At 72.5% G+C, this 11,288-nt stretch carries 11 protein-coding genes; 8 read left to right on the forward strand and 3 right to left on the reverse strand.

Annotated features, from left to right (window positions below; translation table 11 throughout):
• Positions 1 to 2,671 (forward strand): glycerol-3-phosphate 1-O-acyltransferase PlsB (gene plsB, locus N799_RS13450; RefSeq protein WP_036213630.1); only part of this gene is annotated, 2,671 nt, incomplete at its 5' end.
• A 157-nt stretch (positions 2,672 to 2,828) separates the two neighbouring features.
• Positions 2,829 to 4,064: a cyclopropane fatty acyl phospholipid synthase gene (gene cfa, locus N799_RS13455; protein ID WP_081975042.1), complete on the forward strand. Its 1,236-nt coding sequence runs from the start codon at positions 2,829 to 2,831 to the stop codon at positions 4,062 to 4,064.
• Positions 4,065 to 4,303: 239 nt separating this feature from the next.
• Here cfa and N799_RS13460 read toward each other — a convergent pair whose 3' ends face one another.
• A complete protein-coding gene (locus N799_RS13460) occupies positions 4,304 to 4,513 on the reverse strand; it encodes a YdcH family protein (RefSeq protein ID WP_036213632.1) in 210 nt (69 codons plus the stop codon).
• 88 nt (positions 4,514 to 4,601) lie between these two features.
• Between N799_RS13460 and ttcA the strand changes: the two genes are divergently transcribed.
• The 3 genes from ttcA to N799_RS13475 all read left to right on the forward strand — a co-directional run bounded on the left by ttcA (position 4,602) and on the right by N799_RS13475 (position 7,663).
• A complete protein-coding gene (gene ttcA, locus N799_RS13465; RefSeq protein WP_081975043.1) occupies positions 4,602 to 5,483 on the forward strand; it encodes a tRNA 2-thiocytidine(32) synthetase TtcA in 882 nt (293 codons plus the stop codon).
• A 76-nt stretch (positions 5,484 to 5,559) separates the two neighbouring features.
• Positions 5,560 to 6,465 carry a recombination-associated protein RdgC gene (locus tag N799_RS13470; RefSeq protein ID WP_036213635.1) on the forward strand — a complete coding sequence of 302 codons (906 nt, stop codon included), beginning with the start codon at positions 5,560 to 5,562 and terminating at the stop codon, positions 6,463 to 6,465.
• Positions 6,466 to 6,736: 271 nt separating this feature from the next.
• On the forward strand, positions 6,737 to 7,663 hold the full coding sequence (locus N799_RS13475; protein ID WP_036213638.1) for a M48 family metallopeptidase: 927 nt from the start codon (positions 6,737 to 6,739) through the stop codon (positions 7,661 to 7,663).
• A 33-nt stretch (positions 7,664 to 7,696) separates the two neighbouring features.
• Here N799_RS13475 and N799_RS13480 read toward each other — a convergent pair whose 3' ends face one another.
• Together N799_RS13480 and hemH are read right to left on the reverse strand one after the other, a co-directional pair.
• Positions 7,697 to 8,602 (reverse strand): alpha/beta fold hydrolase, encoded by a 906-nt coding sequence (locus N799_RS13480; protein ID WP_238978985.1) that lies wholly within the window; start codon positions 8,600 to 8,602, stop codon positions 7,697 to 7,699.
• Positions 8,599 to 9,567, reverse strand: coding sequence for a ferrochelatase (gene hemH / locus N799_RS13485; RefSeq protein ID WP_036213657.1), 969 nt, complete (start codon positions 9,565 to 9,567; stop codon positions 8,599 to 8,601). The genes N799_RS13480 and hemH overlap by 4 nt, the downstream gene beginning before the upstream one ends.
• A 174-nt stretch (positions 9,568 to 9,741) precedes the next feature.
• On the opposite strand from hemH, the gene N799_RS13490 reads away from it, so the two are divergent.
• From N799_RS13490 to tatB, 3 genes are all read left to right on the forward strand, one after another.
• A complete protein-coding gene (locus N799_RS13490; protein WP_036213641.1) occupies positions 9,742 to 10,608 on the forward strand; it encodes a lipid-binding SYLF domain-containing protein in 867 nt (288 codons plus the stop codon).
• 70 nt (positions 10,609 to 10,678) lie between these two features.
• Positions 10,679 to 10,912 carry a Sec-independent protein translocase subunit TatA gene (tatA, locus tag N799_RS13495; RefSeq protein WP_036213644.1) on the forward strand — a complete coding sequence of 78 codons (234 nt, stop codon included), beginning with the start codon at positions 10,679 to 10,681 and terminating at the stop codon, positions 10,910 to 10,912.
• A 21-nt stretch (positions 10,913 to 10,933) separates the two neighbouring features.
• The coding region (gene tatB / locus N799_RS13500; protein ID WP_036213647.1) for a Sec-independent protein translocase protein TatB at positions 10,934 to 11,288 on the forward strand (355 nt) is incomplete at its 3' end.

The following is an 11,288-nucleotide window of genomic DNA, read 5'->3' on the forward strand; positions in this document are numbered from 1 at the left end:
CACGCCCGGGCCGCGCACCGGCAGCACCTTCGAACCCGGTTCCACCCTCGGCGGCGCGCCCGCGCAGCCGCCCGGCCAGGACGAATTGCCGATCCCGCCGCCGGCCGACGCGCCGCGCACGCCGCTGGCGCGGCGCACCGTCGCCACCCGCCGGCCGTGGTGGGCGCGCCTGCTCGGCAAGGTGATGGAGCCGTGGGTGTCGCTGACGATCGAACCCGGCGACCCGGTCAGCCACGCGCCCGACCTCGCCGGCCGCCCGGTCTGCTACGTGCTCGAGGACTACGGCCTGTCGAACGCGCTGATCCTCGACCGCGCCTGCCGCGAGACCGGCCTGCCGTCGCCGCTGCAGCCGCTGCCGGGCGACCCGGTCGGCCGCCGCCGCGCCTACGTCGCACTGTCGCGGCGCAACGTCAGCGCGCTGGGGCCGTTGCAGCAGTCGCTCGGCACCGCGCCGCCGTCGGCCAAGACCCATTCGGGCTCGCTTGCACGGCTGCTCGACGCGCACCGCGCCGACCCGTCGTTGGACGTGCAGCTGGTGCCGGTGTCGATCTTCGTCGGCCGCGCGCCGGACAAGCAGAGCGGCTGGTTCAGCGTGCTGTTCTCGGAGAACTGGGCGCTGGTCGGCCGCTTCCGCCGGCTGCTGGCAATCGCCCTCAACGGCCGCGACACCACCGTGCGCTTCGCCCCGCCGGTCAGCCTGCGCTCGACCGTCGACGAGGACCTGCCGCCGGAGCGCACGGTGCGCAAGCTCTCGCGCGTGCTGCGCACCCACTTCCGGCTGATCCGCGCCGCGGTGATCGGCCCCGACCTGTCGACCCGGCGCCTGCTGGTCGACCGCGTGCTCAACGCGCCGCCGGTCAAGGAGGCGATCGCCGACCAGGCCCGGCGCGACAACTCCAGCCCGGCCGACGCCTGGAAGAAGGCGCACGGCTACGCCTACGAGATCGCCGCCGACTATTCGCACCCGGTGGTGCGCTCGGCCAGCTTCCTGCTGACCTTCGTCTGGAACCGCATCTACCGCGGCGTGCTGGTCCACCACCTCGACAAGCTCAAGCAGGCCGCGCCCGGCCACGAAGTGGTCTACGTGCCGTGCCACCGCAGCCACATGGACTACCTGCTGCTGAGCTACCTGCTCTACACCAAGGGCATCGTGCCGCCGCACATCTTCGCCGGCATCAACCTCAACCTGCCGGTCATCGGCACCGTGCTGCGCAAGGGCGGCGCGTTCTTCGCCCGCCGCAGCTTCCGCGGCAACGCGCTGTATTCGGCGGTGTTCCGCGAGTACATGGCGCAGCTGGTCGCGGGTGGCTACTCGATCGAGTACTTCATCGAGGGCGGGCGCTCGCGCACCGGCCGGCTGCTGCCGCCCAAGGGCGGCACCCTGGCGATGACCGTGCGCGCCTACCTGCGCCAGCCGACCCGCCCGGTGCTGTTCCAGCCGATCTACATCGGCTACGAGAAGCTGATGGAAGGCAACAGCTACCTCGACGAGCTGACCGGCAAGCCGAAGGAGAAGGAGTCGATCTGGCAGCTGCTCACCGGCATCCCCAAGGTGCTGCGCAGCAACTACGGCCAGGTCGTGGTCAACTTCGGCGAGCCGATCCGGCTGGGCGAGGTGCTGGCCGAGCATGCGACCGGCTGGGACGGCAGCGCGGTGTCGGACGACGACAAGCCGATCTGGCTGTCCAACACGGTCGATGCGCTGGCCGACCGGATCCAGGTCAACGTCAACCGCGCCGCCGACGTGAACCCGATCAACCTGCTGGCGCTGGCACTGCTGTCCACGCCCAAGCACGCGATGGGCGAGACCGACCTGCTGGCGCAGATCGCGCTGAGCAAGGCGCTGCTGGCCGAACTTCCGTACTCTGACCGCGTCACCGTGACCCCGCACGCGCCGGCCGAGATCGTCGCCCATGGCGAGGAGATCAACGTGCTGACCCGCACCGCCCACCCGCTCGGCGACGTGCTGCACGTCGGCGGCGACAAGGCGGTGCTGCTGAGCTACTTCCGCAACAACGTGCTGCACCTGTTCACCGCCGCGGCGTGGGTCGCCTGCTGCTTCCAGAACAACCGGCGGATGGCGCAGGACAGCGTGCTGCGGCTCGGGCGCAGCGTGTACCCGTTCCTGCAGGCCGAGCTGTTCCTGCCGTGGAGCGAGGACGGGTTCGTGCAGCGGCTGACCGGCACGATCGAGCTGTTCATCCGCGAGGGCCTGCTGGAACGCGTCAACGACGAGGACGGCGGCATCCTCGCGCGCAACACCGGGCAGAGCGACGAGGTGTTCCGCCTGCGCGCGATCGGCCACTCGCTGCAGCAGGCGTTCGAGCGCTACTACATCGCGATCTCGGTGCTGGCCAAGAACGGCGCCGGCACGCTGTCGAGCGGCGAGCTGGAGAGCCTGTGCCAGCTCGCCGCCCAGCGCCTGAGCCTGCTGTACGCGCCGGCCGCGCCGGAGTTCTTCGACAAGACCCTGTTCCGCGGCTTCATCCAGAAACTGCGCGAACTGAAACTCGTGTGGGTCGACGAGAACGGCAAGCTGGTGTTCGACCAGCGGCTGGAAAGCTGGGCGCGCGACGCCAAGTTCATCCTCGGCCGCGAGCTGCGCCACAGCATCGAGAAGGTCAGCCCCGAGGCCGCGCGGCCGGACAGCGAGGCGATGCCGGCGGACTGAGCGGTCGCGGCAGGTATCGGCACTGACACCTGCGGCGGGCGCCGGACGGCGCTAGGATGGCCGCAGGCGCGACCGGGGTCGTCGCGGGCCGGCCGCCATGACTGCTGCCGCGGGCACACCGCGGACCGGTGCCGCGACCCAGCACGAGGAATCGCGCATGGTGCCGCCAACCGATACCGTAGCGCCCGCCGTCGCCGAACCGGCGCCCGGCACGCCGACCGCCGTCACCGGCGCGTCCACCGCCGGTTCCGCCGGCCCCGCATCCGCGACGCCCACGCTCGACAGCGCCCCGCAGCAGCTGGTCGCCGGCCTGCTCGGCCGCGCCGACATCCGCCTCGACGGCGCGCGGCCGTGGGACATGCAGCTGCACGACCCCGCCGCGCTCGAGCGCGCGCTGGCCGAAGGCAACCTCGGCCTCGGCGAGGCCTACATGGCCGGGGCCTGGGACTGCGAGCGGCTCGACATGTTCTTCGACCACCTGCTGCGCGCCCACCTCGACCGCGAGGTGCAGCCGGCGCGGCTGGCCTGGCACGCGCTGCAGGTGCGGCTGTTCAACCGCCAGAACCGCACCCGCGCGTGGCAGGTCGGCAAGGCCCACTACGACCTCGGCAACGACTTCTACGAGGCCATGCTCGACCCGTACATGGCGTACTCCTGCGGCTACTGGCGCGACGCCGGCAGCCTCGCCGCGGCGCAGGAGGCCAAGCTCGAACTGATCTGCCGCAAGCTCGGTCTGCAACCCGGCATGCGCGTGCTCGACATCGGTTGCGGCTGGGGCAGCTTCATGGCCTGGGCGGCGCGCCACCACGGGGTCGAATGCGTCGGCGTGACCGTGTCGAAGGAGCAGGCGGCGTGGGCGCGCGAACGCTACGCCGGGCTGCCGCTGGAGTTCCGCCTGCAGGACTACCGCGAGCTCGACGAGCGTTTCGATGCGATCGCCAGCGTCGGCATGTTCGAGCACGTCGGCCACAAGAACCACCGACAGTACATGGAGGTCGCCGCGCGCTGCCTCGCCGACGACGGCCTGTTCGTGCTGCACACGATCGGCAAGAACCGGCGCGAGTCGGTGCCCGACCGCTGGATCGACAAGCACATCTTCCCCAACGGCGAGACGCCCTCGGTCGGCCAGGTCGGCGACGCAATCGACGGCCTGTTCGTGTGCGAGGACCTGCACAACTTCGGCGCCGACTACGACCGCACGCTGATGGCCTGGCACGACAACTTCGAGGCGGCGTGGCCGCGCTTCGCCGACCGGCTCGGCGAAACCTTCCGCCGCAAGTGGCGCTACTACCTGCTGTCGTGCGCCGGCGCGTTCCGCGCGCGCGAGCTGCAGCTGTGGCAGTGGGTGCTGTCGAAGGACGGCGTGCGCGGCGGCTACCGGCGGCCGGAATAGCGCCGCCGCCAGTACCCGTACCTCCGTTCGCGCCACCGCCCGCGCCGCCCCCGTAGGAGCGACGTCAGTCGCGACCTGTACATCGGTCGAAAGCGGGTGTTGAAACCGGCTGCTGCATTGCCGGAAGAAGGCCCTTCGGGGGTCCGACCTGTTGTCCGCCAACGAGGCTTCGGCCGGGTTCGGCGGGTCGCGACTTACGTCGCTCCTACAACCCCCCGACCTCCGCGGGGGTTTCCCGCCTATGCCGGCTCGTCGGGAATCAGCGCGCTTTCCAGTCGGGCGATCGCGTCCTTGAGCTGCAGTTTGCGGCGCTTCAGGCGCTTGAGGGCGAGGTCGTCGTGGCCGGCGAGGATCGACAGGCCGCTGATCGCGACGTCGAGGTCGCGGTGTTCCAGCCGCAGCGCGGCCAGGCGGCGGGCAATCTCGGCGGGGTCGTCGCTGTCGATCATGGCGACCAGCTTAGCGCGCCACCATGACCGTGCGCCGCGACCGCCGCCCCGGTCCGTGCGACGGCCGGCCGGTAGAATCGGCGGCCTGATGAACACCGTCCTGCCCCTGCTGAACGAGGCGCCCGCCGCCGACACCCTGCCGCTCGCCGAACCGCCGTCGCGCGCCGGCGAGCTCGAACGCCTCGGCAAGCGCCTGCGCCACCAGGTCGGCCAGGCGATCGCCGACTTCGGCATGATCGAGGACGGCGACAAGGTCATGGTCTGCCTGTCCGGCGGCAAGGACAGCTACACCCTGCTGGACGTGCTGTTGCAGCTGCAGCGCAAGGCACCGGTGTCGTTCTCGATCACCGCGGTCAACCTCGACCAGAAGCAGCCCGGCTTCCCCGGGCACGTGCTGCCGGCGTACCTGCGTTCGGCCGGCGTCGACTTCCACATCATCGAGCAGGACACCTATTCGGTGGTCACCCGCGTGGTGCCCGAAGGCAAGACGATGTGCTCGCTGTGCTCGCGCCTGCGCCGCGGCTCGCTGTACACCTACGCCGCCGAGCAGGGCTTCACCAAGATCGCGCTCGGCCACCACCGCGACGACCTGGTGGCGACCTTCTTCCTCAACCTGTTCTTCCATGCCAAGGTCTCGGGCATGCCGCCCAAGCTGCTGTCCGACGACGGCCGCCACGTGGTGATCCGCCCGCTGGCCTACGCCGCCGAGGCCGACATCGCCCGCTATGCGCAGCTGAAGGCGTTCCCGATCATCCCGTGCAACCTGTGTGGCAGCCAGGAGAACCTGCAGCGCAAGCAGGTGCAGCGGATGATGGCCGAGTGGGAGCGCGAGACGCCGGGGCGGATCGAGACGATCGCGCGCGCGCTCGGCGACATCCGGCCCAGCCAGCTGAGCGACCCGAAGCTGTTCGATTTCCTCGGCCTCCGGGCCGGCGCGGCAGCAGATTCCGCAGCGTCGGCCGCCGGCTGATTCCCCATTCCCGCACCGCCACCGCGCAGCCCGCCTGCGCGATGGCGGTGATGACGCACCTCCAACCGGATACCGCATGTTCTTCCGCAACCTGACCTTCTTCCGCTTCCCGTCCACCACCAGGCTCGACGAGCTCGACGCCGGCCTCGACCAGTGCCAGCTCAAGCCGGTCGGCCCGCTGGAGCTGTCCAGCCGCGGCTTCGTCTCGCCCTATGGCCGCGACGCCGAGGTGCTGACCGGCCGCCAGGGCGACGCGATCTGGCTCACCGTCGGTGGCGAGGACAGGCTGCTGCCGGGCGCGGTGGTCAACGCGATGCTCGCGCGCAAGCTCGACGAGATCGAGCAGAAGGAAGGCCGCCGGCCCGGCGGGCGCACCCGCAAGCGGCTCAAGGACGAACTGATCACCGACCTGCTGCCGCGTGCCTTCGTCAAGCCGTCGCGCACCGACGCGCTGCTCGATACTTCCCACGGCGTGATCGCGGTCGACAGTTCCAGCCGCAAGTCGGCCGAGAACGTCTGCAGCGAGATCCGCCGCGCGCTCGGCAGCTTCCCGGCGCTGCCGCTCAACGCCGAGGTCGCGCCGCGCTCGGTGCTGACCGGCTGGGTCGCCGGCGAGCCGCTGCCGGACGGGCTGTCGCTGGGCGAGGAATGCGAGCTGCGCGACCCGGTCGACCAGGGCGCGGTGGTCAAGGTGCAGCGGATGGACCTGCACAGCGACGAGATCGCCCGCCACCTGGAGACCGGCAAGCAGGTCACCCGGCTGGCGCTGAGCCTGGACGACCACGTCAGCTTCGTGCTCGGCGACGACCTGATCGTACGCAAGTTCAAGCTGCTCGACGGCGCTGTCGACGAGCTGGAATCGACCGACCGCGACGACATCCGCGCCGAGCTCGACGCCCGCTTCGCGCTGATGAGCGCCGAGGTGAAGCGCCTGTTCGCGGTGCTGGAGGCGGCACTGAAGCTGAGCAAGGCGGACGGCTGAGGTCGGCCGCCGGCCTGGCGCGACCGCGCCGCCCGTCCGTAGGAGCGACGTAAGTCGCGACCTGTACATCGTCCGGGATCCGACGGGAACGGAGCCACCGGGCCTGCGGAACGAAGCAACCTCCCGATACGGCACCGCATCCCAACCATTCCGGCTTCCCGGGGTTCGGCGGGTCGCGACTCACGTCGCTCCTACGCGGTCGTGGCGGCCCGAGCCGCGTCGGATTCGCAGGAACGATGCACGCAGCCGCCCGATCCGCCACCATCTTCCGATGTCGCCTCCGTTCCGCCTGCTCGCCCCGAAGCCCCGCGCGATCCAGCGCGATGCCTTCGAGCTGTCGCTGGCCGACGGCCGGGTGATCGAGGTGCAGCGCGTGCGCGATCCGCGGGCGCGGCGGATCCGGCTCAGCGTCGATGATCGCGGCGCCCGGCTGACCCTGCCGGCGCGCGCCAGCGCAGCCGCCGCCGAACGCTTCGCGATCGAGCACCGCGACTGGATCGCGGCGCAGCTCGCCCGCCACGTCCCGGCGGACCTGCCGTCGCTGCGGCCGTTCGAGTCGACCACGCTGCCGTTGCGCGACGCCGACGTGCCGCTGCGCTGGCAGCCGGGGCGGCTGTGCCGGTTGGAGTTTGTGCCGCCGGACGACGACGTTGGCGATGCACGCCACGACGGTCGCGTTGACGTTGATGTTGGCGCTCCGACCGCGAGCCCGACCAGGGACGGGAGCGCAAGGGCGACCGCCGCTCCCGCTTGCGCCCCGCTCGTGTTCACCCTGCCGCCGCGGGCCGGTGCCGCGGCGATCGCGCGGGCGCTGCGCGACTTCTACGAGGCGCAGGCGCGCGCCGACATCGGTCGCTGGCTGCCGCGTTACCTCGACGGCCTGCGGGTCGACGGCCGGCCGCGCGCGCCGCGGCGGTTCCGCCTGCGGCCGATGCGTTCGCAGTGGGGCTCGCTGGCGCCGGACGGCACGGTCGCGCTCGACCTCGCGCTGGTGCTCGCGCGGCCGTCGGCGTTCGAGTACGTGCTGGTACACGAGCTGTGCCACCTGCTGCACCACGACCACTCGCCGTCGTTCTGGGCGCAGGTGGAGGCGCGGTGCCCGGCGTGGCGCGCGGAGAGGGACTACTTCAGAACCGAGGGCACGCGGTTGAAGGCGGGCCTGCGCGCATTGCTGGAACCGCCACCGCCGCGCGACTGAGCCGACGTCACCGGTGCTCGCCGGTGCATCCGCTCAGTGCCGCGGCCCGGCGAAGTGGCCGCCGATCGCGCGGGCGACCGCTTCGGGCTGCTCCATGTGCAGGTGGTGGCCGCCGTCGAGCACGACCAGTTCGCCGTGGCGCAGGCAGGCGAAGCGCGCGCGCCGCAGCGACTCGGGGAAGTACGGTTGCGCCGGGTTGGCGTAGACCACGCGGGTCGGGCACTCGATCGCGCCGAGCAGGTCGCGCACCTGGTCCTCGCTCATGCGGATCGCGGTCGGCCGGGTCAGCCGCGGGTCGCTGCGCCAGGTGCAGCCGGCCGGCAGCGAGCCGCCGCGGTCGTCGTCGAAGCGCGCCGGGGCGACCCCGCGCTCGACCAGCAGCCGCGCCGCCGCCGGCTCGATGCCGCCGGTGGCAAGGCGCGCCTCGACCGCCGCGGCGATGTCGGGGAACACCCGCAGCGCCCGCCGCGCCGACCGCGGCTCGCTGAAGGCGCGGTGCAGGCGCAGCGCGCTGCGGTCGATGTCCTCGGCCAGCGCGCCAAGCGCCTCGATCGCCACCAGCCCCTCGATCCGCTCCGGTGCGGCGGCCGCCATCACGCTGGCGACGGCGGCGCCGAGCGAGTGCCCGAGCAGGCCGAAGCGGTCCCAGCCGAGCGCGTCGGCCACCGCGAACATCGCCCGCGCCGCGTTGACCACGGTGTACTCGGCCGCCGGCGGCAGGTGCGCGCTGGCGCCGTGGCCGGGCAGGTCGGGCGCGACCAGCTCGATCCCCGGCAGGTGCGGCTGCAGCGGCACGAAGCTGGCGGCGTTGTCGAGCCAGCCGTGCAGCGCCAGCACGCGCGGCGCACCGGCGGCGCCACCGCGCAGGCCGGCGATGCGGCCGAAGTCGGTGTCGACCGCGAACTCGCGCAGTCCGGCCCGGCCGGGCGTCGTGCTCACGCCCACGCATCCAGCGCGCGCCGCGCGACCGCGGCCATGGCGTCGGCGTGCGCCGGGCTGTCGTTGAGACACGGGATGTAGCGCAGCGTGCCGCCACGCTCGGCGAACCGCTCGGCGAGCATCATCGACACCTCCTCCAGCGTTTCCAGGCAGTCGACCGAGAAGCCCGGCGCGATCACGTCGACGGTGCGGATGCCGCGCGCGGCAAGGGCATCGAGGGTGGCGTCGGTGGCGGGTTCGAGCCAGCGCTCGCGGCCGAAGCGCGACTGGTAGCTCAGCGACCACGCGTGGTCCGGCAGGCCGAGCGCGGCGGCGATCGCGCGGGCGCTGGCCTCACACTGTTGCGGGTAGGGGTCGCCGGCGTCGGCGACGCGCTGCGGCAGGCCGTGGAACGAGAACAGCAGGTGGCCGCCGTCGTCCCGTTCGGCGCGATGCGCGCGGACCGAACCGGCGACCGCGGCGACCCACTCCGGCGCGAGGTGGTAATCGTCGACCATCCGCAGCGCCGGCCCATCGGCGCGGGCGAGCACGTCGCCGACCGAGGCGGTGGTGGTGGTCGAGTACTGCGGGTACAACGGCAGCACCAGCACGCGGCGCAGGCCGTCGTCGCGCAGGCGCTGCAGCAGCCGCGCCAGCGACGGCTCGCCGTAGCGCATCGCGTCGAGCACGCGCACGCCGGGCATCCGGTCGCGCATCGCCCGGGCCAGGCCGGCGGTGTACACGGCCAGCGGCGAGCCGCCGTCGAGCCAGACGCTGGCGTACTTGGGCGCGACCCTGGGCGCGCGCAGCGGCAGGATCACCCCGCGCAGCAGCGGTTGCCACAGCAGCGGCGGCAACGACACCACCCGGCGGTCGGACAGGAACTCGCCGAGGTAGCGGCGTACCGCCGCGGCGGTCGGCGCCGACGGGGTGCCGAGGTTGACGACCACCACGGCGGTATCGGGGGTTTGGCTGGTTCCGGTCATCCGCATAGGATGACAGCGGCGCGCCGCCGCCACACGCGCGACGCGCTGGCCACGACGGTTCCCGCGCGATTCATCGCCGCGTCACTAGCCTGAACTCCGCTTGCGGCCGGCGGTCCAACCCGGCCGCGCCCGGGCGCCCCGCCCGCCTTCCCATCAGCCATGCCCGGAGTGCCCATGTCGATCCTGCCGCGCCTCGCCGTATTCCTGCTAGCCGTGGGGCTGGCGCTGCCGGCCACCGCCGGCGTCGCCGAGGACGAGCGCGCCCGCAACGCGGTGCGCGTGCTCAACGAGATCCAGGCGATCCCCGAGTCGGGCATCCCCGACGTGCTGTTCGACGAGGCCAAAGCCATCGTCGTGGTGCCCGACACGCTGAAGATCGGGCTGGTGATCGGGGGCCGCCGCGGCCACGGGCTGGTGTCGGTCAAGAACCCCGACGGCACCTGGTCCAACCCGGCCTTCGTCAAGCTGACCGGCGGCAGCATCGGTTTCCAGGCCGGCGTGCAGTCGTCCGACGTGGTGCTGGTGTTCACCAGCCAGCGCGGGCTGGACTCGATCGTCAACGGCAAGATCACCCTCGGCGCCGACGCCAGCATCGCCGCCGGGCCGGTCGGCCGTACCACCGGGCTGGCCACCGATGGCCGGCTGAAGGCCGAGATCTGGTCGTGGTCGCGCGCGCGCGGGCTGTTTGCCGGGGTCGCGCTGGACGGCGCGGTGCTGAGCATCGACGACGACGCCAACCAGGCCGTGTACGGCGCCGGCACCACCCCGCGGATGATCTTCGAGAACCGTGCCCCGCAGCGTCCGTCCGACGCGGTGGTGACCTTCCGCGACCAGCTGGAGGAGGCGACCGCCGCCGCCCACGCCGCCCGTGGCCCGTCCACGCCGGCGCCGCGCCCGGCCCCGCCGGAGCAGTCGCCCGCGGTCGCGCCGCGGCAGCCGGCCGTCACCCAGCCGCAGCCGCAGCCGTTCGAACCGGTCGACAGCCCGTACTCGTCGTCGCAGCCGGCCGTCCGCACCGAGCCGCTGCCGCCGGATCCCTGAGCACCCGCGACCGCGGCTGTAACGGGGCTTGCGGTATCCTCCGCATCCCCTCTTCCCGGCGAGCATCCCGATGGGCAGTTTCAGCATCTGGCACTGGTTGGTCGTGCTGGTGATCGTGGTGCTGGTGTTCGGCACCAAGCGCCTGAAGAACGTCGGCAAGGACCTCGGCGAGGCGGTCAAGGGCTTCAAGCAGGGCGTCGCCGACGACGACAAGCCGGCTGCGCGCCTGTCCGACGAGCGCCGCGACGAGCCGGCCGCCGACCGCGATGCCGAGCGCGACGACGAGCACATCCGCCGGCCGTAGCGCCGCGGCGCGCCTCCGGCCATGTTCGACATCGGCTTCTCCGAGCTGTTCCTGGTCGCGGTCGTGGCACTGATCGTGCTCGGCCCCGAGCGGCTGCCGCGCGCGGCCCGCTTCGCCGGGCTGTGGGTGCGGCGGGCCAAGGCGCAGTGGTACTCGGTGAAATCCGAGCTCGAGCGCGAACTGGCCGACGAGGAACTGAAGCGCAGCCTGCAGGCGACCCGCGCCGAGCTGCACGCCGCGCAGGCGCAGCTGCACGAAAGCGGCCAGGCGCTGCAGCGCGGCTTCGAGCCGGTCCGGCAGGCGGCCGATGACGCCGCCCGCGCGGCCTCGCCCGGTCCGCAGCGCACGCCGCCCGGCCCGGAAGACCCCGGCCCCG

The sequence above is a fragment of the Lysobacter arseniciresistens ZS79 genome (genome assembly GCF_000768335.1).
Classification (GTDB): domain Bacteria; phylum Pseudomonadota; class Gammaproteobacteria; order Xanthomonadales; family Xanthomonadaceae; genus Novilysobacter; species Novilysobacter arseniciresistens.